Origin of the sequence: Undibacterium sp. 5I2 (assembly GCF_035019605.1) — a bacterium.
GTDB lineage: Bacteria > Pseudomonadota > Gammaproteobacteria > Burkholderiales > Burkholderiaceae_D > Undibacterium.
In genome coordinates, this window is the sequence record NZ_JASJVS010000035.1 from 21,279 (window position 1) to 45,576 (window position 24,298).

At 56.5% G+C, this 24,298-nt stretch carries 15 protein-coding genes; 10 read left to right on the forward strand and 5 right to left on the reverse strand.

Features of this window, described 5'->3' with window-relative positions; translation table 11 throughout:
- The first annotated feature begins 106 nt into the window (after positions 1-106).
- Complete coding sequence (locus QN359_RS12850; RefSeq protein ID WP_322250864.1) at positions 107-10,993, forward strand: hypothetical protein; 10,887 nt, start codon at positions 107-109, stop codon at positions 10,991-10,993.
- Between the two features lie 48 nt (positions 10,994-11,041).
- On the opposite strand, the gene tgt is transcribed toward QN359_RS12850, so the two are convergent.
- Both tgt and queA read right to left on the reverse strand, forming a co-directional pair.
- The gene (gene tgt, locus QN359_RS12855) at positions 11,042-12,175 is read right to left on the reverse strand and encodes a tRNA guanosine(34) transglycosylase Tgt (protein ID WP_322250863.1); all 1,134 of its coding nucleotides are present in this window, start codon (positions 12,173-12,175) and stop codon (positions 11,042-11,044) included.
- Positions 12,175-13,257, reverse strand: coding sequence for a tRNA preQ1(34) S-adenosylmethionine ribosyltransferase-isomerase QueA (queA, locus tag QN359_RS12860; protein ID WP_322250862.1), 1,083 nt, complete (start codon positions 13,255-13,257; stop codon positions 12,175-12,177). Before queA ends, tgt begins: the two co-directional genes overlap by 1 nt.
- A 170-nt stretch (positions 13,258-13,427) precedes the next feature.
- On the opposite strand from queA, the gene recG reads away from it, so the two are divergent.
- The 4 genes from recG to QN359_RS12880 all read left to right on the forward strand — a co-directional run bounded on the left by recG (position 13,428) and on the right by QN359_RS12880 (position 18,108).
- Positions 13,428-15,560: an ATP-dependent DNA helicase RecG gene (recG, locus tag QN359_RS12865; protein ID WP_322250861.1), complete on the forward strand. Its 2,133-nt coding sequence runs from the start codon at positions 13,428-13,430 to the stop codon at positions 15,558-15,560.
- Between the two features lie 25 nt (positions 15,561-15,585).
- Positions 15,586-16,098, forward strand: coding sequence for a GNAT family N-acetyltransferase (locus QN359_RS12870; RefSeq protein ID WP_322250860.1), 513 nt, complete (start codon positions 15,586-15,588; stop codon positions 16,096-16,098).
- A 37-nt stretch (positions 16,099-16,135) separates the two neighbouring features.
- Entirely contained in the window at positions 16,136-17,032 is an 897-nt protein-coding gene (locus QN359_RS12875) for an SDR family NAD(P)-dependent oxidoreductase (RefSeq protein WP_322251081.1), read from the forward strand.
- Between the two features lie 125 nt (positions 17,033-17,157).
- Positions 17,158-18,108 carry a hydrogen peroxide-inducible genes activator gene (locus tag QN359_RS12880; protein ID WP_322250859.1) on the forward strand — a complete coding sequence of 317 codons (951 nt, stop codon included), beginning with the start codon at positions 17,158-17,160 and terminating at the stop codon, positions 18,106-18,108.
- Positions 18,109-18,160: 52 nt separating this feature from the next.
- Here the strand turns inward: QN359_RS12880 and QN359_RS12885 are convergent, their stop codons facing one another.
- The gene (locus QN359_RS12885; RefSeq protein WP_322250858.1) at positions 18,161-18,949 is read right to left on the reverse strand and encodes a helix-turn-helix transcriptional regulator; all 789 of its coding nucleotides are present in this window, start codon (positions 18,947-18,949) and stop codon (positions 18,161-18,163) included.
- Between the two features lie 172 nt (positions 18,950-19,121).
- Here QN359_RS12885 and QN359_RS12890 point away from each other — a divergent pair, with 172 nt between their 5' ends.
- The 5 genes from QN359_RS12890 to QN359_RS12910 all read left to right on the forward strand — a co-directional run bounded on the left by QN359_RS12890 (position 19,122) and on the right by QN359_RS12910 (position 21,374).
- Entirely contained in the window at positions 19,122-19,316 is a 195-nt protein-coding gene (locus tag QN359_RS12890; protein ID WP_322250857.1) for a hypothetical protein, read from the forward strand.
- A 70-nt stretch (positions 19,317-19,386) separates the two neighbouring features.
- Positions 19,387-20,241 carry a 4-hydroxybenzoate octaprenyltransferase gene (gene ubiA / locus QN359_RS12895; RefSeq protein ID WP_416200232.1) on the forward strand — a complete coding sequence of 285 codons (855 nt, stop codon included), beginning with the start codon at positions 19,387-19,389 and terminating at the stop codon, positions 20,239-20,241.
- A 112-nt stretch (positions 20,242-20,353) separates the two neighbouring features.
- Positions 20,354-20,665, forward strand: a complete 312-nt coding sequence (locus QN359_RS12900; RefSeq protein ID WP_322250855.1) for a DUF883 family protein — start codon at positions 20,354-20,356, stop codon at positions 20,663-20,665.
- Between the two features lie 2 nt (positions 20,666-20,667).
- Positions 20,668-21,042, forward strand: a complete 375-nt coding sequence (locus tag QN359_RS12905; RefSeq protein WP_322250854.1) for a phage holin family protein — start codon at positions 20,668-20,670, stop codon at positions 21,040-21,042.
- Positions 21,042-21,374, forward strand: a complete 333-nt coding sequence (locus QN359_RS12910) for a YqjK family protein (protein WP_322250853.1) — start codon at positions 21,042-21,044, stop codon at positions 21,372-21,374. The genes QN359_RS12905 and QN359_RS12910 overlap by 1 nt, the downstream gene beginning before the upstream one ends.
- A gap of 5 nt (positions 21,375-21,379) precedes the next feature.
- On the opposite strand, the gene QN359_RS12915 is transcribed toward QN359_RS12910, so the two are convergent.
- Together QN359_RS12915 and proC are read right to left on the reverse strand one after the other, a co-directional pair.
- Complete coding sequence (locus QN359_RS12915; RefSeq protein WP_322250852.1) at positions 21,380-23,155, reverse strand: glycosyltransferase family 39 protein; 1,776 nt, start codon at positions 23,153-23,155, stop codon at positions 21,380-21,382.
- Positions 23,156-23,345: 190 nt separating this feature from the next.
- Complete coding sequence (proC, locus tag QN359_RS12920; RefSeq protein ID WP_322250851.1) at positions 23,346-24,173, reverse strand: pyrroline-5-carboxylate reductase; 828 nt, start codon at positions 24,171-24,173, stop codon at positions 23,346-23,348.
- Between the last annotated feature and the right edge of the window lie 125 nt (positions 24,174-24,298).

Genomic DNA, 24,298 nt, shown 5'->3' on the forward strand with positions numbered 1-24,298 from the left:
TATTTTCTGCAAGTTACAGCGAAATGATACTGCCATATTGTCGCCTTGTATTTATACCAAAGCGCCGACTTGCTCTGCGCTTTCCTTACACTTGCCAGAGGATTACATGCTTAAGCCGTTCCCGCGCCGCAGCGTCTTGCCCACAGCGCCAACACCACAACAGCTATTGACGACACTCGCGGCGGGCACTGCCGCCGGCGGAAAATATTTGCAGCAGTTATTGATTCGTGTCAGCAACAGCGCCTTTCCTGTCAGCGCCCATGCAACAGCCACAGGCACGGCCGCCACTTCGCTGACGGCGCGCCTGTTACAACGCGTCGAGCGCCTTTTCACCGGCAGCCAGCACGACACCAGCGCCACCGTCGACGCTGCGGCAGAACGTCAGCATGGCGTCAGCGCCGCGCTCGCCAGCGGCTCGGACTGGAGCACCTTGCTACCCCGTTTGGCCGTCGAAGTCGGGGTTTGCCCGGGCTTACTCGTGTTGTCGCAACATAGCGAGGAGGCGCTGCTGCTGCGGCCCGGCGTCACACCCGTCCAGCTCGCGGCCGGCCAATGGCGCGACATCACCCTGCCCTGCGTGCGTGAGCACCAGGCCGGCTATCGCTATCTGCAGCAAGGAAAATGGTGCGACAGCCCAGACTTTTATCACGCCTTGCTGGCCGCCCAAGGTCTGACACCTGGCCGCACCGAGCAAGCGCAGTTACGCCAACGCGTCTCTGTCCATGTGGCGCAGCACTGGCAGCATCTCGGCAAAGATTTTCATGGTCCGCTGCCGGCTGACGCCCAGGCACAGGCACGGCTGCGGCGTCGTTTGGAACAGGAACGCGAACAGCTGTGGCAAGATAATCACGTCTTGCAGCGTGATTATCATCGGGCCCGCATGCGACTCCAACACGTCTTGACGCAGATCGCACGTCGGCCGGCTACACGCACTGCCGTGCACATAGACAAGCGCCGCCAGCAAGCCATGGAACGCCAAGCCACACTGCAAGATCAGCTCGATGCCCAGCTCGACCGGACAGCGCTGAAGCAGCACCTGCATACTTTGCAACAAGCGCTGCAGCGCCATCACGCTATCCTCACTGCCGCATTCGGCAGCGCGGGCATCGAGGCCTGGCACAGTTTGCGCCTCGCCCTGGCCGAATACGTGCGCAGTACCCGCCCCGGTCTGAGCTACCGCGACTTGCATGCCGACCAAATTACCGAGCAGCAAGCCTTACTGGCGCGCTGCGACAGCCAGTTAGCCACGCTTGCTGATGCGCTCGTCGCAACCACTGCGCCACCGGCGCTGCGTGACGTACTGCAAAGCAGTTTGCCGCCATTGCGTGCGCTCACCAGCGCCTTGGCGGCTGATTTACAGCGGCGACAAGCCACGCTGCCCGCCTTCGAAGCGGCAGTCGCACAAGAGTTACGCCAAGTACAAGCGCAGATCCACAATCTGACGCCACTGTATCGTCGCATCGCCCACGAAGTCAGCGCCACCGTGGCCACATTGCCGGCGCTGACGAGCTTTCAGTATACGGCCTTGCTGCAACCAGCCTTACAACAGGCGCAACAGCTCGATGACCTGTGTGATGGCGCATTAAGCCTATGGCATGCCGCCGCTTGGCCGGCACAGGGAGACTTGTTGTTAACCCAGACTTTTGCGACACTGGAACAACCAGGGCGTATCACAGTCGCCGCCGTCGAACCCGACTTCAGTCGCGCTACCCGGATCGGCCTGAGCCTGATTCTGCTGAGCCAAGCGCTGAGTCCGCTGGCGACCTACGCCAGCGCCAGACTGGCCGCAAGCGATTTGCGCATGAGTACAGAGCGACAAGAAGACGCGATCAAGGCAGCCTGGAATGCCAACCTCAATCCAATCGACAGCAGCGCCATCATCAACACCCTGAGCCGCCATGCGTATCAACAATGGCTGACGCAGCAGCAGCGCCATCCTGAGGAAAGCAGCCGCAGTATTTTTTTGGCCGCAGCAGAAAGTTTAATCGCCGCCCAACCTCATTTACTGCAACAAGTACAGCAACGCTGGCAAGCCCAGCATGTGCAGGTCAGTCCGCGCTCTTATGCCCAATTCCGCGCCGAGTTCCGGCAAAATGCTCGTTACGTACCAGTACCACAAAGCGCCTTGCCTCAAGAGGAAAGCCAAACTGCCCCCACGCTAGCGCTGTTCGATTGGCTGGCCGCGCACATGATCCTACCCTCGGCCGAGATAGCGCTGGATAGCGCCAGCAATCTGCTGGCGCTTCCGCTGCTCGCCATGACGCTCAAAAAAAGCGGCACCAGCTCGTCCGACCACGCCGCTGCCATGTTGACGATATTCGGCATGCTGAACATAGCCAGCCGTTCGCAAGCCAGTGTTTGCAGTCCAACCCCAGAGCAAGAGGAACAACAGCAGCAGCAGCTACGCGAACAAGCGCAACTACGCGCACAGGCGCTGGCACAGCTTGAGCAAGTCGTAGCGCCCGGCGCCAGTGTCGCGGCGCTGACAGAGAGCCACTTCTGGCAGGCACTGCCATTTCTACAGGTGCCGGCCGCTGAACTCATAGAGATCAACCGCGCGCGCGCCGGGCAAATCGATTTTCTCTATCAACATCAGAATGGCGATCTCGAGCACAAGCGTTTGACTGAACAGGAATTACTCAGCGGCGTCGCTCAGGCTAATTCACTGCAGCGTAATCAGGGAACCAGCAGTTCATTGCACGCAACGGCGCAACGATTGCAAGGCAAATTACGGATTGCCCAAGTGGTATTTGATATCCAACAAATTGAAGACAGTGCCGCCACTGCTTTGAATGGGACCGCAGCCGTCTTGGCCATGATGAATTCCGCCGCCGATCTGACGACCTACTTTGCCGAACTCCAAACCCTCAGCCAGCAGCCCGGCATCACCTCTGCTGCCATCTCACGCTGGGAAGCCGTGGCACGCCACAGCGCTCGGCTGGCGCAACTGCTGGCCGCACCACAATTGATCGCTACGTTCATCGATTTGGAAAGCCGCAGCGAGAGTTTGCTACGCAACGGGGAACCGGCCGATCAACAACACCGCGCGCGCGACACCCTCATCAGCGATGGCGTCGGCACCCTGACCATGCTCGCTTCCATGGCCGCACAACGACTGACACCACTGAGTTTCGCTTACCAATATGGCTTGGAATTGCGTGACTGGCTATACCGACAATGGGACATGCGTGCCAAAGCCAATGCCGTCTGCAAAGAACTGACTGGCTTGTTTCAAGACTACGAACAACAATTGAGCATACAAGAAACACCGCAAAACGCCTCGATACAGATCGCCAGCACCTGTGCCCAAGCCCCGGTCAATCTACTCATCGTCGACCAGACTGGCCTAGGCTACCGCAGCGGCGCGCTCTCCATCATGGAAGGCGTGATCGCAGAAAGCGTCGCTCGGCGTGAAGTCGAGCAAGCCGATGTCTTGGCCACCTTGCTCTACGTTTTTTCTCCGCTGGAATGGATCAAGAGCCGACCCATCACTGCCGCTCAGGAATTTTTACTCGAACAACAATGGACCCAACGCCTGCGCGGCCGCGAACCGGTTTATGAGCGGCAAGCCTTCCGCATCGACCTGCCCAGACTGCACCCAGACCCCCCCTATCTGCAGCAAAACCGCGCCAAATCCCTGGGCACGATCTTGCGTCGCCCCGACTACCTGCGCCAGCTCAACTGGACCAGCAGCGCCGCGCGAGTGGTCGGACTCGATCTGGTACCGGAGCAAACCTTGGTGACCATCGAAGGCGAGAGTTTCGCTTACCATCTCAATGCGCAAAATGATCCCGAACGCAAACAGTTCAATCAAGGCTATGGCCGCTATTTCGCCGTCAGCAATGCACAATTTCCCAACAAAGTGATCCAGTCGCTGGTGCGGGTCGGGCGAGCAACCAGAAAAACCGTGATCACGCACACGCCTATTTTGTTATGGCTCAAACCCAGCGGCATCGCCGCCCATGCCGGCCTGTGCACGTTGCACTATGACAGCCGAACGGCCTTGTCGACCGCCTTACTGCTGAGCAAAACCATCGGATCCTGCGAACTCAGCAGTCAGGGTGGCGACTTTGAAGTACAAATGACGCACGACATGGCCGCCACCGGCCCGACCCCGGAACGCCTGTTGTTTGAAATCGAGCGCGACAATCCGACCCGCATGACCGTCCTGCGCGAAAATATTTCGCTGCCACAAAAAGACCTGTTGAGCATCTGGCAGCAGCGCGTACGCGAGTTTGAACAACATTTTACGGAGGCAGCCGGCAGCGCCATCCACCTCAGTGACATCGAGGTCAACGGTGTGCCGCTCGATCGTTTCATGCAAAGACAACTGTATGCCTTGTTTGCCGATCATGGTGCCGGACCATGGGCATTGCGGATTAGTCCAGTCATCCGCACACGACAACAAGCCGCGCTGCTGCTGGTACTGGCTTACCCAAGTGTGGTGGTGAGTGAAGCCGACGTATTAAAATTATTGAACGCTTGTTATCAAGACTTTAGCCATGCCTGGAAAACCAGTGAAAGCTATCCATTCACCCTCGTCGCTGCCGCCGATGCGGAACAAGAAGATTTACAAGCCATCCCGGAGACGCGCGCATCCTCGGCCAATTTTACGGTACGCTTCAAGCATGCCGGTGTCGTCGCCGCGATCACGGTACGCAACGGCCGCTGGGGCGAAATCCATCGCCTGCCGCTGACGCCAACCGCACCCGCACCGCTGCTGCCAGCGAGTTGTCAATTACTGGGACGATTAAATGCACCCCTGCCGCCAGGCTGGTTGGTGCAGGATATTGCCAGCGGCAGTTGGCGCCATGTGTCGGACAACAGCAACATGACTGAGGTGACGGCTAACAGCACGACGGAGATCAGCCAAGCCCTTGTACAGCGTTACTTTGAGGTGGAGGCGCTGGCCAGTGATATCTGGACGCTGGCGGCAACGCTGCCAGATTTACGGCAACAATTTGCCCTGCCGTATCAACAGGTACGTGTGCAATTGGCGCTAGACGGCGCGGTCGCCTCCGCGTATGCCGCCCGCCCGCCCGAATCCGATGCGCAGGCCGAACAACGCGAACTTTGGGATAGTGCGCTCGGCAGTTTTCCACTCGCCATCGTCGATCAAGTTCTCGGCATCGGCCTCAACGAGACTAGCGATGCAGGTGGTGGGCCTGGCCATTTATCGCATGCCGACATCGACCAAATCGGCACCCGCGTCACCCAATTGAAGCAACAACTGCGCGCCTTCGTGTTTGCACAGACACGCCAGCGCGGCGCCCTGACCCTGCTGCCAACTGCGCGAGACGAAGAAAGCATCGTCGACCTGCATTTCACCGGCTTTCGCGGCGAACCTGGCATCCCGAAAATCCAAGCTGCGCTGGCCGGACAGCCCGAGCCACTGGCGGCCTTATTGAAAATACTCTGGCTGGAAGCACGACAAAATACGCTGCGCAACCGCGTTTCGCTATACCACCCGGGCCGGGCCAGCATACTGACTCTGCCGGCCGGCCGCAGCGCCGATCAGATCACCGTGCTGGGCCATGATGGCGAGCAATTATTGCTGGCCGAAGGCGCTCAAAGCTTGTGGCGCTGGGAACAGCACGAAGGCGCGCAAGCAGGCTTACACGCTGTGCTGATGCCAGCCTTTTTTAGCCGACAACACTTGAAGGGCGGCGGATTCCATTGGCAGCCCGAAGTCGGGGCGGTCTGGAGTAATGGTGTGGCACAACTGACACCTGTGGGCCAAGAGATCTGGCGGCTCGATCGTACCGGGCAAGCCGCCAGCCACTATCTGCAAGCGCCACAAGGACGCGCACCGAGCGAGGCGGTGTTACACCGCCTGTTAGCTGAACTCGCGCGTGCTGATCTGCAAGCCTATCGTACGCTGCTGCTGACGGTGCGCGACCGCGAAGTCAGTGCGACGCCAAAACCCGGCGTGGCAGCACAAGCTGTGAGCGAAATTGACCCACACTTACAAGACCTCGAACTGCACTTGTCGGCCCGTTCAACGCTGGCCAGCGCGTCGCTGTTCGGTAGCGCCAGCGCCGCGCACACAGAATTGCCGACCTTCACCCACCATTACCAACTCGAACAGAGCCAGCAATTGAGTGTACGTATCGCCGATGTGGAGCGCTGGATTGCGATCTATTCCAGCCTGGCCGAACAGCCAAGGGCACGCGAGAATGACACGACTTACCGCATGGAGAGCGAGCAAGGCGTGGCGAAAATCGCACAACTACAACTCGGCAGCGGCAGCGACTTGCTCACTACCGCTCTCGCCACCGTACTCGACCCCATGCGCTGCCTACCGGTATTGGGTTTGCACAGCGTCGATGCCAGCGAGGGTATGGTCTGGCGCCATACTCGACGGCCACCCGCTATCTGGACTCCGAGCGATTACGAATTTTTGGCCGAGCAAGCCGGGCAGTGGCTGTTTCTGCGCCCGGACGCATCGGCACCGCAGCGTCTATGGCTGGAAATCTTTGTCGTCGCCGAGCACTCGCCCAACGTGACTGCATTGAAACAACAACAGACGCACGGACTGCTGCCTGTGCTGTCTTTGACTATGAGCCGGGAACACGCGCAACGATGCGCGCGCCAACCGATACGCGTCTTGTCGGACCAGGCGCACGGTCGCAACGGTTTACTGCAAATCGGCACGGGTGAAGCGAGTTTTTTTTATCTGTCACACGCTCAGCAATGGATCGCCATCCCGCCTGACTATGTGTACGGTGGCTTCGACTATCTCGGACCACGCAGCGCCGCCGCTGAACCCAGCCCTGCGCAGTATCTGCTCAGGCATCGCAACAGTGGCAGCGTGATCCAAGTCGGCCAACAGGAAGTCCGTCTGATGATGCCGGGTAGCTATCGTCTGCAAGCCAGTGCCAAACCGAGATGGCAAATTATCACCAGCGAGGCCAGTCAGCCAGCCGCCGCGACTATCCATCTCTACAGCAGCGCTGCCGATAGCCGCATCATCGTCCCCCATCGCGGCGAAATATTTGTGATCGCCAGCGAACTCGAAGGCGAGTTTGCCTTTGAAGCGCACGCCACACTGCCTTTAAGGTGGCAAATCGACGATTTGCCGAATTATCGTTTCAGCGCCGGCGACGGCAATGGCCTGTCCCTGCGCCGCGGTAACAAGCTTAGCCTGACTGCACGACACTTTCCCAGCGCCGGTCTGGTACTCAATGGCCAGCACTTTGAACAAGCAGCAGCTCTGCGCGCACGCATGCTCAGTTTTCCTACCAATGGCGCGCATCCCGCCCATCTGGCGAACTGGACCCAGCGGGTCGCCACGATAGACGGCCTATCGCACCACGACCAAGCCGTCGCTTGGGACAATGTCACCGGGACACTGCTGGGTTTGGCAAGCCCACAAGAACCGACCTATCTTGGTCGGCTGGCCGCCATCGAGAGCACGATACCGGACCGTATCGTCTTTAGCATGCTCAGTGCCGGCGCCGGCTTCGATACGCCAGCGGCCACGCTGCCGCTGTGTGAAACCATCGCCGCGTCGGGTGGCACCCAGCGTCTGGCGGCACAGATGATCGCCCGCCCAGGCGGCGGCAGCGCCGGCGAGCGCGACTTCCTGTTTGATTTAAACCATTTCGGTCCTGGTCAACACTTTTACCTCGTCGTACATGGCGAGCAGTTTATTCCCGGCAATGAATATGCGTTCAGCAATCCGACTCAGTCTTACTACCACTGGCACGAACAGCAGCAGCGCGCACGCTGTATCTTTGCCGTGGCACCCGGTACACAATTGAGTCTCAGTTATAAAATGGAGCCAAATCAACAAGGCAAAGCTATCGTGGTCGCACGCGTCGTCCTACCATCCCTCGCAGCGCAGAATCAAACAATGCGCCACCGTGCCAAACGCGCCGATGCCGCCGACAACACTTGTCCAAATGTTCCCAGTACCAGTCGCCACCTACAACTGCGTGACAACTTGGCGAGCCAGGAGAATCCCTTGCACGCCTATATGATGCCAAATATCTGGATTCAAACAAAGAGCCTGCAGGAAAATATCAACCAACTCCAGCAAGATTTCGACAACATTATTTTTAACAGTAGAAAACCGCTCTCGTCACAGGCGCAGTTGTGGTATCGGATCAGAAAAAAAATCAGACGTGATGCCGGGCGCTTTTTTTCCAATGACTACTTGCCGCTGCCATTCCTGAAATCATCCGATCCAGCGGTTTCTGCGGGTACGGCAGAAACCGTTTTGCCGGCGCGTTTACGCGATGCCAAAGGCGTGGTGCTGGGCGTCACACCAGAAAACCCCTATGACGGCTTACGTTTCGTCTACGACAATATGCAATTTTTGCACGAACAAGGCATTCGTCACCTACTGCTGCAAACTTTCTCGGTCGAAGAATATCAAGCCTTGCTCAAAGAATTGAATCAAACCGGTGTCGCCACTTTGCCGGCGGCCTTGAAATCGGCATTAAAATTGAAAGACCGCCACCTCGTGCGCATCACTGCGGGTGCCCACCCAGATTTTCAGCCCTATGCCCACACCCTGCTACGGGCCCGCGAATTCGGCATCGCCGTGCATGGGCTCGATTGTTTGGCATCGAGCCTGCCGAATGTGCGTCAGCCCGGCATTTTCACCTCGGGCAACGGTCAGACACAGACGCACAATCCCTGGTCGTGGGAAACCGAAGCAGCGGCCGAGGCGACATTGACAGACCTGTGCATCAGCAATTACGTGTTTCAAAAAAGCATACACGACATCGTTCCCAAGAATGAGAAATTTCTTGCCTTAGTCGGCGAGGGACACGTCAACACACTCACCGTACCGGCAAGCGACCATCAATGGGAACTCGAGAGCAGCGTGCCGTCAGCGGCGCGCGCCGTGCCCGGCCTGGCCGAACTCACTGCAGCGTTGGCGTTACAAATTCAAGCCAGCAACGGCTTTCGCGATCTCGCCGTGTTCAGCGATCGCAGCGCGCCGTTCGAGCCGAAATCGGCGCAGCCTTTGCAAACCACTGCAGGTACCAGGTATTTAAGTATGGACTTCCGGCCAGCCTCAATCCGCAGTATCCCGGAAACGGCACTGCGTCGCTCGCGTGTGCGGACCGACTATGCCATCTTGCCAGCACTCGGCGACGCAGGCTATCAATTGATCTGGCGCGACGAGTTTGATACCGGCAATGAATTTTCACGCGCGACGATTTCCATCGATGCCAATCAGCGCTGGCATATCGACCGACCGCCATGGCGCGAAACACTCGGCGCGGCCGCGTATGACGCCGGTTTCCCCAGTCGCGCGGCACTTGAAGAAGCGATACAGCGACAACAACGCATGCAGCCGGTATTGATCGATTTTTCTGATCCGGCTAACACAATGCCGTCTCAAGTATTGGCCAGCCAACTGAAAGGCGTCGATTATTTACGCGGCAGTGATCTGACCAATATCAATTTGGAAGGCATGGATCTCAGCGATTGCGACCTCCGTGATATAAACTGGAAAGTCGTGCGCATCGACCAAAAAACCCGCCTGGGCAGCGCTATATTCAACAGCGCGAGTCGCATGCAAATGCATTGGGAAGTGTTGGATGAAGTAGAACGTCTGTACGGTAATCTGAACCAACATTATCTGTTCGACTCTTACTTCAACCATCTGGCCAACCGACACAGCGGTTCTTTACTGCTGGCCATCGACAATATTGAAGATCCGCGCCTACGGGTAGAAATCATGAGTTCGTTGATCGGCCGCCTGGCACGTGCCGATCTGCAACTCGATTTGGAACCCTATGTCGATTCTTTCATCGACATCTTACTCAACCGCGACCCGCTGTATCAGCGCGATACGGCCATCGCACAACTGTTGAAAGAAAAAATTTTACCGGTGTTGATGAGGCAAGCCGAACAGCAAGTACTCGCGCCCACCGCGCCGCTGAAACTGCACATGCTGGCCGAACTGGTACGTAGCCGGATGAGCGAGCCGTATTTTGCCCAACAACATAGTGGCTTGATCAATCAGTTGATCATACACGGCCAAACCAGCGCCGACGCCGCCATCCATGCCGGCGAAATCGCCCAAGCACAATGGGAATTACTGCCGACCACCACGCGTGACATGATTACCTTAATACTCGATGAGCGCAGCGATGAGCGCATCCCGCTGAGCAGCCATGTGCGCGTGATGAGCTCGGCCGACGGCAGCTTGTTGCTAGCCTTGCCGGCAAATAGTCTGGCGCAGATCTTTCAATCGGCCAGTAACATGCATGCCGATTCGTGGAGAAATTTTGCCTATTTCGCGCGTCAAACCGATCCGGCCAAGCCGGAACAGCCGACCGCTTACGTCAATCTCAATGCCCGTGAAAAAGCCTTGATCGGCACCGATGAAATGATACTCCATCGCTTCCCCCTGATCGGTCGCATCTATTCCAACTCCATAGAACAAGGCCGCCGCCTCGCCTTCATCGGCAGTCTGGGCTTACCTCATCAGATGCATGAGGATCTCATCGCTGCCACCAAGATCAGTAAATTCAGCGATCACCATTTTTCATCCGAGCAGATGAGTACGGTCAGTGATCGGTTTGAGACACTGATGTTTTCCCGGCCCACTCCCAGCGGGCGCGATGAACGTTTGCTGCAGCCCGATTTCGCCACTCAAGTCGTGCGCTTGTATGAACTGCAAAACGCCACTCCGCAAGAGCGCGGCGCCCTGTTTTTCGGGCTCGCGGCACTGCTCACCCATACTTCATCGAGCAGCATCTTCGGCACCGAACTCGATTCGCCGCTGCCGTTCCGCGGTCTGGCGGCGGCCTTCCTCAATAGCGCTGCAGAATTGAATCCGGCCATTCTACCAACCGAGAATGACGCCACCATCCCCGGCCAATGGAGCGACAAATTACTCGGTGCCGAATGTTACGGCGCTTCATGCAGCGGCCAAATCAGCTATGCCATGCGGGCGCAGGTATTAAAACTGCCGAAACGGGAACAGGAACTATTTTGGCAAGGCTTTCCCTTGCCGTGGGATCATTGAAACCAAGGCAGCACGGAGCGTGGCGACGACGCGCCACGCTGCAGCAACTCAGACGCCGCGTGCGCGGTCGGCGCGGAATTCAGCGATGAATTCCGGGAAGCGTTCCTGCTCAAGCGAGGTACGGATATTTTTCATCAAGTCCAGATAGTAATGCAGATTATGAATCGTATTCAAGCGCGCACCGAGTATCTCGCCGGTGCGATGTAAATGATGCAAATAAGCGCGCGAAAAATTCTTGCAGGTATAGCAGCTGCAAGTGGCGTCGAGCGGTTCTTTTTCTTCTTTATAACGGGCATTCTTGATCTTGACGTCGCCATAGCGGGTAAAAATCCAGCCATTGCGCGCATTCCGGGTCGGCATCACGCAGTCGAACATATCGATGCCGTTCATTACCCCGGCCACCAAATCTTCCGGGGTACCGACACCCATCAAATAATGCGGTTTATGCTCGGGTAATTTCGGCCCGACATGCGCGAGCACACGCATCATGTCTTCTTTCGGTTCGCCGACCGACAAGCCACCGATGGCGATGCCGTCGAAACCGAGCTCATTGAGACCGGCCAGCGATTCATCGCGCAAATGTTCAAACATACCGCCCTGCACAATACCGAACAAGGCATTCGGATTTTCACCGACATGGAATTCATCGATCGAGCGCTTGGCCCAACGCAGCGACATGCGCATCGATTTACCGGCTTCTTCGGTGGTCGCCGGGCGACCGTCGATTTCATACGGCGTGCACTCATCGAATTGCATGGCAATATCGGAATTGAGCGAGCGCTGAATTTGCATGGAAATTTCCGGCGACAAAAACAAACGCTCACCGTTGATAGGGGAAGAAAATTTCACTCCCTCTTCGGTAATTTTGCGCATGGCACCGAGCGAAAACACTTGAAAGCCGCCGGAGTCGGTCAGGATCGGTTTATCCCAGCCCATGAAATCATGCAGGCCGCCGAACTTATTGAGCACGCTCAGTCCCGGGCGTAACCACAGATGGAAGGTATTACCCAAAATGATGTGGGCATCGATTTCCTTGAGTTCCAACGGCGACATCGCCTTCACCGAGCCATAGGTACCAACCGGCATGAAGATCGGCGTCTCGATGACACCGTGATTCACCTTCACGCGACCGCGCCGCGCCGCCGTAGTGGCATCTTTTTTAATTAAAGTAAATTCAAGCATCATGATTCCTCTGTACGATTGTCGGACTGCGCGACAAGAGATGGGGCGGCGGAGTGATTATCGAGCAGCATGGCATCGCCATAACTGAAGAAGCGATAGCCCTGCGTGATCGCATGCGCATACGCTGCGCGCACTGCTGCGTAACCGGCAAAAGCCGAGACCAACATCATCAAGGTCGATTTCGGCAAATGGAAATTGGTAATCAAACGATCGACTGTTTTAAACACATAACCAGGCGTGATAAAGAGCCGCGTATCATCGCTACCGGCTTGCAAAGTGCCCGACTGCGACGCCGATTCCAAGGCGCGCATGCTGGTGGTACCAACCGCCACCACGCGGCCACCGGCGGCCTTGGTCGCCTGCACGGCTGCCACCGTTTCGCTGCTGATACTGTACCACTCGCTGTGCATCTGATGCTGAGCCAAATCATCAACGCGCACCGGCTGGAAAGTCCCGGCACCGACATGCAGCGTCACATAGGCCAGTTGTATGCCCTTGTCTTGGCAAGCTTTGAGCAAGGCTTCATCAAAATGCAGGCCGGCCGTCGGTGCCGCCACCGCACCAGGCACGCGGTTATACACGGTTTGATAGCGCTGCTCATCGAAATCATCGGCATCGTGCGCGATATAAGGCGGTAACGGTAAGCGGCCATAAGTTTCGAGTAAGGTGAAAATATCGTCAGGAAAAAACAAAGTAAAAAACTCACCGACGCGCTCACCGACGGTCACATCAAAGCTATCGGCCAGACGAATTTTACTGCCCGGCAGCGGCGCTTTGGACGCGCGCATCTGTACCAGCACACTGTGCTCACCGACATGATTCGACAGCACGCGTTCGATCAACAATTGCACTTTGCCGCCGCTTTCTTTGACACCAAAGAAGCGCGCTTTCAACACCCGCGTATCATTAAAAACTAATAAATCGCCAGGAGCCAACAAATCGAGCACCGCACCGAAATGGCGGTCGACCGGGGCCGCGCCGCAAGCGTCCAGCAAGCGCGAATCGGTACGCTGCGCTAAGGGGAATTGCGCGATCAATTCGGGCGGCAAATCAAAATCAAAATCAGTGAGAGAATAGTTCATGCATGCATACTAAATGAAAGGGTGAGACGGGGCGGAGACGGTGTACCGACTCTTCTATGGCAAAATTCAGACAAAAATTGCTGCACACTGTATAAAAACTCAGTAGAATGAGCAGGGCATTGATTTCTTGCTTAATTTTTGACAACAGCCGAACCCACCATTTTACACCCATGCCAGCACAAGACCCAAGTTCAGGCGACGACGGCGCGGAAAAAGTCGAGGTGGCGCTGACAAAACCCGCTCCCCCCAAGGCCAAAGCCAAACCGGCACCGTCTGGCGGAGCCAGCAAGGCGAGCGAAAAATTAGCTAAACTCGGCTTGCGCACCGACATGGACTTCATCCTCCATTTACCCCTGCGCTACGAGGATGAAACCGCGATCACCAGTATTCATGAAGCTGCCTTTCGCGGCGGCAGCATGGTGCAAATCGAAGGCCTGATCAGCCATGCCGACATCCAATACCGACCGCGCCGGCAACTGGTCGTTACCGTGGCCGATGACAGTGGCGAACTGGCCTTACGCTTTCTGAATTTCTACGGCAGCCAAGTCAGCCAACTCGCACCCGGCGTGCGCGTGCGTGCACGCGGCGAACTCAAACATGGGTTTTTCGGTGCTGAAATGGTGCATCCGAATTACAAAATCGTGAACGAAGGTGCGCCCTTACCGACCGCCCTCACCCCAGTTTATCCGGCCGCCATCGGCGTGCCACAAGCCTTGCTACGCAGCGCGATTGGCCGCGTACTGACGCGCGGGCATTGGCGCGATACGCTCAGCCCGGCCCGCTTGGCCGCACTCGACTTACCCGATTTTGAAAGCAGCATCCGCACCATCCATGCGCCGCCGCCCGAAGCCGATCAATACAGCCTGATGGAGCGCGAGCATCCGGCGTGGCAAAGGATGAAATTCGATGAATTATTAGCGCAACAACTCTCGCTTAAGCGCGCACAAATCACCCGTCGCAGCAAAGGCTCGCATGCCTTGCCGCTGACCGGCGCACTGAGCGCGGCATTCTTGGCGCAACTGCCATTTTCTCTGACCGCGGCACAGCAAAGAGTGCTGGCCGAAATCCGCCACGATCTACGACAAGATTTTCCCATGCAGCGTCTGCTACAAGGCGATGTTGGCAGTGGCAAGACCGTGGTCGCGGCATTGGCGGCGGCACAAGCCATCGACAATGGCTTTCAAGCAGTATTGATGGCGCCGACAGAAATTCTGGCCGAACAACATTTTCGTAAAATTGCTGCTTGGTTAGCACCGCTCGGTGTCACCACAGCCTGGCTCAGCGGCAGCCTGAAGAAAAAAGACAAAGCCCACGCCAATGCCCTGATCAGCTCGGGTGAGGCCAGCCTGGTCATCGGCACGCACGCCTTGATACAAGACAATGTCGAATTCAAACGGCTGGGCTTGGTGATCGTCGATGAACAGCATCGTTTCGGCGTCAGCCAACGCTTAACTCTGGCCAACAAGGCACCGGCCGGAAAAATTCCGCATCAACTGATGATGTCCGCCACCCCTATCCCACGCACCTTAGCGATGACTTACTTTGCCGACCTCGAAGTCTCAGTCATCGATGAATTACCACCGGGCCGCACTCCTATCGTCACGCGTGTGGTCGATCAAAATCGCCGCGATGAAGTGCTGGCGCGCGTCTACGCGGCGGCACAAGATGGCAAACAAGTCTACTGGGTCTGCCCGCTGATCGAGGAATCAGAAACCTTGCAACTGCAAACCGCTACCGACACCCATGCCATGCTCAGCGCCGCCTTGCCCGGGGTCGCTGTCGGCTTGGTGCACGGCCGCCTCAAATCGGCTGAAAAACAAGCGGTAATGGATGCCTTCATTGGCAATCACAGCCAAGTATTGGTTGCCACCACCGTCATCGAAGTCGGGGTCGACGTGCCCAATGCCAGCCTGATGGTGATCGAACACGCCGAACGTTTCGGTTTATCACAATTGCATCAGTTGCGCGGGCGCGTAGGGCGCGGTGCCGCCGCCAGCGTTTGCTTGCTGCTCTACCAAGCGCCGCTCGGTGGCACCGCCAAACAAAGGCTGGGCATCATGCGCGAGAGTAATGATGGTTTCGAAATCGCCAGAAAAGACTTGGAATTACGCGGCCCCGGCGAATTTCTCGGGGCACGGCAATCGGGCGAAGCCATGCTGCGCTTCGCCAATCTGGAGACCGATCAATGGCTGGTTGAGCAAGCGCGCACGCTGGCCGATGATTTGCTGCAAAATGATGCCGTCACCGTCGCCGCCCATCTGGATCGCTGGCTAGGCAACAAAGAAGAATTTTTACGCGTCTGATCCTCCTCTCCTGAAAAAGCTGCCCATGACCACCATCGTCAATGCCAATTTAAATAATCCGCAGCACGCCCAAGACTTGCTCACGCTCTTAGATGACTATGCCAAGGACCCTATGGGCGGCGGCACAGCGCTGCCGGCACACAGTCGCGCCGGTTTGATCGCCGCCTTACAAGCGCGTTCAGGGGTACACGCCGTGCTGGCCTACTGCGACGACCGCGCGGCCGGACTGGCGATCTGTTTCGAAGGCTTTTCCACTTTTGCCTGCCAAGCCTTGCTCAACATCCACGACTTCGCAGTCCATCCCGAGTTTCGCGGCCGTGGCATAGGTCGGCGTATGATGGAACATATCACTGAGTTGGCGCAACAACAGCAATATTGCAAACTCACGCTGGAAGTATTGAGCGGCAATGCCCCGGCGCTGGCTTTGTACCACGCCAGCGGCTTTGCCAACTATGAACTGGGGCCAACTCAGGGCGGGGCCGTCATGTTGCAGAAAAAATTGACTACACGCGCTGAACGCGCGCTGATTTCCGAGTAAGCTACACGGATCTCCCACCATGACAGGAAAACGCAGCATGAGCATCGATTTCAGCAACAGAGTCGCCATCGTTACCGGTGCCGGCGGCGGCCTCGGCCGCGAACATGCACTGGCCTTGGCCGCCCGCGGTGCCAAAGTCGTCGTCAATGACCTCGGCAGCGGCGGCAGTTCAGCCGCAGCCTTGGCCGTGGTCGAGGAAATTCGCGCCGCCGGCGGCGTTGCCATGGCCAATGACGCATCGGTGACCGATTTCGCAGCCGTGCAAGCGATGGTGGCCGACGCCGTGGCAGCCTGGGGTCGGGTCGATATCCTGATCAATAATGCTGGCATACTGCGCGATAAAAGTTTTGCCAAAATGGAACTTGACGACTTCAAACTGGTCATGGATGTGCACCTGATGGGCGCCGTTCACTGTTGCAAAGCGGTGTGGCCCTTGATGAATGAACAAAAATATGGCCGCATCGTGATGACCACCTCGTCATCTGGTTTGTATGGCAACTTCGGCCAATCCAACTACGGTGCCGCCAAGATGGCCTTGGTCGGTTTGATGCAGACGCTGGCCCTGGAAGGCGCAAAAAACAATATCCACGTCAACAGCCTCGCCCCCACCGCCGCCACACGCATGACCGAAGCCTTGTTCCCGCCGGAATTCTTGCAAGCCTTGCAAGCCTCGGACGTGGTACCGGCCATGCTGGTCTTGGCTTCGGAAGCCGCGCCGACGCGTGCCATCCTGTGCGCCGGTGCCGGCAGCTTCGAAGCCGCCCACATCACCATGACACCAGGCCTGTGGCTAGGTCGCGGCGGCGCTACCGATGAAGTACTGGCCGCTCGCCTGAGCGAAGTACGGGCACGAGCCGACGAAACCGTCCCCGAAAGTGGTACGGCGCAAGGGCATCTGGAACTGAGCAAAGCCATGCAGCATACGCAGGGCTGATCCGCATCGCGCAAAGCCGCAGCGTTGCGGCTTTGCGCTTTTATAGCTGTCTGCAGCCAGAAATTTGTGAGCATCTGCCACAAATATTTAATGAATCCCGATTCACACTGTGCCAAACTAAGCACATGACACTCACAGAATTAAAATACATCGTTGCCGTTGCCCGGCAAAAGCATTTCGGTCATGCGGCAGAAGCTTGTTTTGTCGCGCAACCGACCTTGTCGGTCGCCATTAAGAAACTCGAAGACGAACTCGGCGTCACCATCTTCGAACGCGGCGGCACGGAAGTGTCGACCACGCCGCTGGGTGCCTTGATCGTGGCCCAAGCCGAACGCGTACTGGAACAAACCGCCGCCATCAAAGAAATTGCCAAGCAAAACAAAGACCCGCTGGCCGGCCCATTCCGCCTCGGCGTCATCTACACCATCGGCCCGTATCTGCTGCCAACACTGGTGAAAACCATGATACGCGAAGTGCCGCAAATGCCCTTGGTGTTGCAGGAAAATTTCACTGTCAAGCTGATAGAATTGCTGCGTCAAGGTGAACTCGACGCCGCCATCATGGCCTTACCCTTGCCCGACTCCGGCATGGTGATGCAGCCGCTGTACGATGAACCCTTCGTGGTGGCCATGCCGAAAGACCATACTTGGGTCGGCCGCGCCAGCGTCTCGGCGACCGAATTAAAATCGGAAACCATGCTCTTGCTCGGCAATGGCCATTGTTTCCGCGATCAAGTACTGGAAGTCTGCCCCGAAATGGCACGCTTTGCCACCACCGGTGACGGCATCGCCCGCACCTTCGAAGGCTCTTCGCTCGAAACCATCCGCCATATGGTCGCCTCCGGCATAGGCTTGACAGTCTTGCCGATCGCCTCAGTACCCGATATGGCGAGCACCGATGGCATGTTGCGCTATGCGCATTTCAGCGCGCCGGTGCCGGAACGCCGCGTCGTGATCGCCTGGCGTAAAAGTTTTACCAGGCAAGCCGCCATCGAAGCAATACGCCAAGCCGTACTGGCTTGCGATTTACCCGGCGTGCGCATGCTCGACGCTGCGCCCACTACTGCTTCATCGTGAAGCATAGGCGAATCACGCGTTGACGCAAAATCTCTGCTCCCGCCTCAGCGCGCTACTTCTTCTTCGGGGCAATTTGGTGGGTCAGACCAGCCACCTCGGGTGGCGCTTCCGGCCGCCGCAAGGCCGTCAGGGCAGAAAATTCCCAGGAACGAAAGCCGATGAGCAAGGTAAAACCATCGCGTTCATCGGAACGCAAGCGCCGGTCATCCTGATGCAAGCGCGCCAGTTCGGCCACCAATTGCTGAATTTTTTGCACGATTTCCTGCGCACTACGACTCGATACTCGCGCCGGCACACACAACAGGGTTTCGCCGCTACCATCAAAACTACCATTGAAATAATCGCTGACCACATGCGCCCGAAAAAATTGCTGCACCGGACCATCTGGCCGCCAGTGAAAAGCGGCCGACACATTGAGACGATAACGATTATGCGGGCGTAATTCTATCAATTCCAGCTTATCGAGTGCAATCAAATGCAGCACACACTCAGCCTGACTCAGACTGTAAGTCTCGACGATTTGCTCCAAGCTCCAATGACCGAGACAACATATCGCCACCAGTAACAATTTGGCATCGGCAATCAAGGATTTTTCTTGGGCCAGCGTGAGCGTATCGGAATCTGGTGCCACGGTGCAAGCCTGACGCAACACATCTTCCAGCGCGATGCCGGCCACCTTACAAATATGCGCGAGCCGTGACAGGCTCATATCTTTTTGTCCGAACATACGCTTGACGCTGGATTCGCTCATATCTATGCGTTCGGCCAAGATTTTATAGGTCACCCCGGCGGCGCGTAATTCGCTGCGCAAGACATGTAACAATAGTTCCGGAGAGCTCATGATTATCCCTAGCCGCTGAAAAAAGCTTAATAGTACTGAAAAACGCTACCAAGCAGGGCAAAAATCAGAACTTGGGAGATTTGTCTGGTATCACCAAGCGGCTGTTGCGACACTCCGGGGGTTCAGTCAAAGAAAGGGAAAAATGCAATCCTTTGTCAGATATAGTCTGTGTATGCTTCTAACGGCCATCATTTTCGTTGCCGGCTATACGCTGGGACAGCAAACCGCCCCAAGCTTGACGCCTGAGCGTCCTCTGAGTGTCGCCACCAGCTTGGCCAGCGCGGCAGTAGCGCCGTCGACGCAGTCAGCGCAGCCCCAGCAGACCCGGCAGACCCAACCGCGCCGCCGCGCGAACCTGTTGATGTAGTATCTGCCCATGCCGTTAGCCCTTATAATTGGCCCTGTTTGTCACAACAGGTAATGCCATGAATGCCCTCTTGCCCCGTCTGCACTGGTATATCAAACTGGTGCGTCTCGATAAACCGATAGGCATTTTATTATTGCTCTGGCCCACCCTGTGTGCGCTCTGGATTGCCAGCGCCGGGCGGCCCGATTGGAAACTCGTCGCTATTTTCACCACCGGCACGGTGCTGATGCGCTCGGCAGGTTGCGCCGTCAATGACTATGCCGATCGCGATTTCGACCGCCATGTGAAACGCACGGCACAGCGACCACTGACAGCTGGAAAAATTTCCGGACGCGAAGCGCTCGCCGTCGCCGGCGTACTGGCCTTGCTCTCGTTTGCCTTGGTGTTACCGCTCAATACCCTGACCAAACAATGCTCGGTCGCCGCAGTATTGATTGCCGCCAGCTACCCATATTTCAAACGCTTCTTTGCCATTCCGCAGGCTTATCTTGGAATTGCCTTCGGCTTTGGCATTCCCATGGCTTTTGCTGCCGTGCAAAACACCATCCCGCCGGTCGCCTGGGTACTTCTCGTCGCCAATGTCTTCTGGGCCATCGCTTATGATACCGAATATGCCATGGTCGACCGCGACGATGATCTGCGCCTCGGTCTGCATACCTCCGCCATTAGCTTCGGCCGCTACGATGTCGCCGCCATCATGGTTTGCTATTTCATGAGCTTAGGCATCATCACCATCTGCGGCCGGCAATTTGGTTTGGGTATCTGGTTTTACGCCGGTATGGCTGTCGCCAGCGCCTGTGCGCTCTATCATTTTGCATTGATACGAGAACGCGAACGGCTGCGTTGCTTCGCCGCTTTTATCCATAATAACTGGTTGGGAGCGGCGATTTTTGCTGGCGTCGCCCTCGACTATGCTTTACAGTAGGATGAAAATCGTGCTTCACACCAGCCTTTATTGACCCATAACAAACTACCTGTGCAGGCCTGATCTACACTGTACAGACAGATTTTTTTCATTGCACAACGGAGGAAATACCATGAGTTCCATAGAACAACATAAAGACCAATTGATACAAGATTTCAACCAAGTCATCAGCGATGCCGAAGATTTATTGAAAAATACCGAACAACAAACTGGCGAAGGCTTCAAGGCCGCCAAACTGCGTTTCGAAAAAACCCTCAAGACTGCCAAAGCAGAAATTCAACGGATGGAAGAAGTGGTCGTTCGACGCGGTAAAGAAGTCGTGCATGCCACCGACGATTACGTTAAAGAAAATCCTTGGCGCTCGGCCGGCATTGCCGCTGGTGTAGGCTTACTGCTCGGTCTGTTGATCGGTCGCAATAAATAAGTATGGCTATCCTCGATTCGCTAGGCCAACTCAGCGCGACCATGCTTGGCATTGTCCAGACGCGGCTGGAATTGGTTTCCGTGGAAATCGAAGAAGAGGTGCAGCGCCTTCACGCGCTCATCCTCTGGTCGCTGGCAGCCTTGTTTTGCGCCTGTTTTGCACTGCTGCTGCTGGCACTGTTACTGATAGTCTTGTTTTGGGACAGCAACCGCTTGCTGATCATTATCAGCTTGCTGGCGGTATTCGGTGGCGCAGCACTGGTACTGGCGGGCTTGGTGCGTCAGCGCTTACGTAGCAAACCGCGTTTGTTGGCAATGAGCTTGAATGAGCTCAACAACGACGCCGAGGCCTTGCGGGCCTTGGGGAAGGATGTTTAATGGCTTATGAAAACGAGGTTTTAGCCCTGCGGCGTCAAGCCTTGCTGGTCAAAATTCATGCCCAGCGGTGCCTGCTCGGCTTGCAAACCGAGCAGTTAAGCCACTCCTTTGATACCGTCGATGCTGCTTATACGTATTTGGCAAAGGTGTTTGCGCTGATACGGCAAAGACCTTTGCTCAGCGCCAGTGCCGCCGCTTTATTATTTATTGTCAAACCCCGGCGCTTGATTTCTCTCTCCACCAGCACCCTGACGGCTTGGCAAATTTGGCGCAGGTTGAGCCCGCTACTCAAGCAGTGGCAAGCGCGGTCTGATCACACGCCAACAAAATAAGCGCCTCAGTTGATGCCGCGCTGCTTATGAACATGCCCGTCAATCCATCCGACATGCATTTTCTTCGCAGCGAATAACCACAAGCGTTCGCGGCTGTCGCCCGGCCGCGCACCATCCCACAGCAAACGCCAGTTTTCATCATGCAGATGCTGCGGTTGCTGGTTCTGTAATCCATTGACCAACAATAAATCACAATCCACGTCAGGAAAATTTTCTTGGCGATAGGTGGTGATGCCGGCGAAGTAGCCCAGCATAGCGCGTTCCGATTCGCCCAGATCTTTGCTCGCCATACAGTCAAAATTGCCCGGTAAAGCGCTTTGCATGGAAGAAAAAACACTGCGATAACTCTTGGCATGATCAACCCAAGGCAAGAGCAAATTACTCATCAGCATCCAGCAGAGTGCCGTGCCGCCAACCCAACTGACCAGTCCGCGCGCTTCCAACGTGGCCAGACGTGGCAAGGCATACAGCGCCGCGAGTGTGACAACGAGCGCCAGAGTAGTTTGAGCCAAAGAAAAACTCGGAGCAAAATCACGCGGCAAATATTTCAGCAAGAACAGCCATTCCGGCGGTGCACCGCGCACTATCATCGCGCCCCAAATCAGCCAAATCAACAAGGCCGCGGCACCAAAGAGCAAGCGTGCACTCCAGTCCCAACTACGATTCCAGCCAGCCGATATATGCCGAGCAGCCGGGGCAGCCATGATGGCCAGCGGCAGTAACAAAGGCAGGGCATAATTATCACGTGCCGAGGCGGCGCGCCAAAGTACGAACAAGCTCACGCCGAATACCAGGCCACACACTTGCAAGGCTGGCGTCATCAGACTGCTGCGGCGTTTTTGCCAGATTGTCAGCAGCGCCAGCGGCATGGCTGGAAAAGCAAACCACGGCAAGGTAGTAGCCCAAAAGCCCGGCGTGTGCGGCGCGCCTAGCTGGGCGACGGCAAAGCCGAAATAACGGCCGACATTATTCAGCCAAAACCATTCCATGAATAAATCAGGCGAGCGCAAGTACAAGCATACCGGCCAGATCAACAGCCACGGTGCGGCAAACAACAAAGCCCATTGCAGCGTGCGCAGATAGGACTGGCTGCGCCAATTGGCAAATAGCAAAGGCAAGGCCAGCACGGTGACGCCGAACACGCCGAGTCCGAACACGCCTTTGGCCATGAAAGCCAGACCGACGCCGGTGCCCATCAAGGCCGCTGCGCGCCACATATTGCGCTCGACATGAACGAAACCAGCGGTGGCAATGGCAAAGCCGGTCAGCAAGGGAACGTCGGTCAGCATCATATGCGCATGCAATAACAAGCCCAAACATCCGAGCAAAGACAACACGGCATAGCGGCCATAGCCGGGCCCCCACCACTGCCGTGCCGTCCAAGCGCTGGCGATGCAGGTGATGGTCATGAGCAAACCGGTCGCCAAGCGTGCACCATCGTGCAGTGCCAGCCATGGTGAGAGTAATTGCGCAAAAATTGCTGCGATCCAGTAGTACAGCGGCGGTTTCTCCATGAAGGCATCACCGGCCATGGTCGGCACGGTCCAGTCACCACTCTCGAGCATATGATGGACGATGCCGAAAATATAGGTTTCATCTTGCTTCCAAGGATCGTGACCGATCAAACCCGGATACAAATAAGCGGCGATCAGCAGCAGCAAAGGCAAGCAGCCACGCTCGGCCGTGCTCAGCGCCAGCATGGCAGTACGGCCATGAGCAAGAAGAGTACGAAAGACGCTGACGCGCCCGGTAAAAGGAGAGAACCAGTTTAAAATTGCCATACAAACCACATTAATTGATCTTACTGGGGTATGTGCAACTTCAAAAAACCGGAAACGGTGGTAGCGACACAATACGGAAAGCGGCATAAAAATGCCCGGGGATAAACCCGGGCGCGCAGCTGTAACGCATTGTATCCTATATGTATCAATTTCTATATTGTCATGTTAAGAAATGTGATATCACGCTGCCTCAATCTTGTTGGCCAAATTCTGCCCCGAGTTCGGTGGCACGACTGGCGGCAGCCTTGATCGCAGTGATGATCGCTGGTTTTACGTTCAATTCGTCCAGCGTCGTCAAGGCTGCATAGGTTGTGCCGCCTTTAGAAGTGACGCGTTCACGCAACACTTTCACCGAGTCACTGGAATGCATGGCTAACTGGGCCGCTCCTTCAAATGTGGCGATCGCGAATTGTGTGGCTTGCTCGGCAGTCAAACCGAGTTCGGCCGCCGCTTGCTGCAATGCTTCTATAAAGTAAAACACATACGCCGGGCCGCTGCCGGACACCGCCGTCACCACATCGATCAAACGTTCTTTCGCCACCCAAGAGGTAGCACCGACGGCGCGCAGTATGGCGTCGGCCAAGTCTTTTTGGGGTTCGGTAACGCCTGGCAAGGCGAACAAGCCGGTGATGCCCTTGCTGATCAAGGCCGGGGTATTGGGCATGACACGCACAATCTTGTCGTAATTGCTCAACCAGCGTGAAATATCGCTGGCACGGATCCCGGCGGCGATGGAAATCAGCAATTGACCATTCAGATGATTGGCCAAGGCGGCCACGGCATCACGCATTTGCTGCGGTTTGACTGCCAAAATGATAACATCGACCGCCTCGAGCTGTGCGTCGATCGATAAGGAGGTCCGCACCGCGAACTCGCTCTCCAAACGTGTCAAGGCGGCTTGATTGACATCCACCACATGAATTTGCTCGGGCGATGCCAAACCCGGCAATAAGCCGTTGATCAAGGCCACGGCCATATTGCCGCCGCCGATGAAGGCTATTTTCAAATTATTTTTCATCAGATTTACGCGTGAAACCTCGGCCTTCAGGCCGAGGAGGCAGAGCGTGGAACGCGCAGCGTTCCTTGCTTTGGTGGCGTGCCTGTCACGTCCATGTTTGCCACCAGTGAATAACTATACCCATC

Excerpts from the sequence above, each read along its gene's own strand:
- QN359_RS12850 (WP_322250864.1), top strand. The coding sequence starts at position 107 with ATGCTTAAGCCGTTCCCGCGCCGCAGCGTCTTGCCCACAGCGCCAACA.
- tgt (WP_322250863.1), bottom strand. The coding sequence starts at position 12,175 with ATGCTTGAATTTACTTTAATTAAAAAAGATGCCACTACGGCGGCGCGG.
- queA (WP_322250862.1), bottom strand. The coding sequence starts at position 13,257 with ATGAACTATTCTCTCACTGATTTTGATTTTGATTTGCCGCCCGAATTG.
- recG (WP_322250861.1), top strand. The coding sequence starts at position 13,428 with ATGCCAGCACAAGACCCAAGTTCAGGCGACGACGGCGCGGAAAAAGTC.
- QN359_RS12870 (WP_322250860.1), top strand. The coding sequence starts at position 15,586 with ATGACCACCATCGTCAATGCCAATTTAAATAATCCGCAGCACGCCCAA.
- QN359_RS12875 (WP_322251081.1), top strand. The coding sequence starts at position 16,136 with ATGAGCATCGATTTCAGCAACAGAGTCGCCATCGTTACCGGTGCCGGC.
- QN359_RS12880 (WP_322250859.1), top strand. The coding sequence starts at position 17,158 with ATGACACTCACAGAATTAAAATACATCGTTGCCGTTGCCCGGCAAAAG.
- QN359_RS12885 (WP_322250858.1), bottom strand. The coding sequence starts at position 18,949 with ATGAGCTCTCCGGAACTATTGTTACATGTCTTGCGCAGCGAATTACGC.
- QN359_RS12890 (WP_322250857.1), top strand. The coding sequence starts at position 19,122 with ATGCTTCTAACGGCCATCATTTTCGTTGCCGGCTATACGCTGGGACAG.
- QN359_RS12900 (WP_322250855.1), top strand. The coding sequence starts at position 20,354 with ATGAGTTCCATAGAACAACATAAAGACCAATTGATACAAGATTTCAAC.
- QN359_RS12905 (WP_322250854.1), top strand. The coding sequence starts at position 20,668 with ATGGCTATCCTCGATTCGCTAGGCCAACTCAGCGCGACCATGCTTGGC.
- QN359_RS12910 (WP_322250853.1), top strand. The coding sequence starts at position 21,042 with ATGGCTTATGAAAACGAGGTTTTAGCCCTGCGGCGTCAAGCCTTGCTG.
- QN359_RS12915 (WP_322250852.1), bottom strand. The coding sequence starts at position 23,155 with ATGGCAATTTTAAACTGGTTCTCTCCTTTTACCGGGCGCGTCAGCGTC.
- proC (WP_322250851.1), bottom strand. The coding sequence starts at position 24,173 with ATGAAAAATAATTTGAAAATAGCCTTCATCGGCGGCGGCAATATGGCC.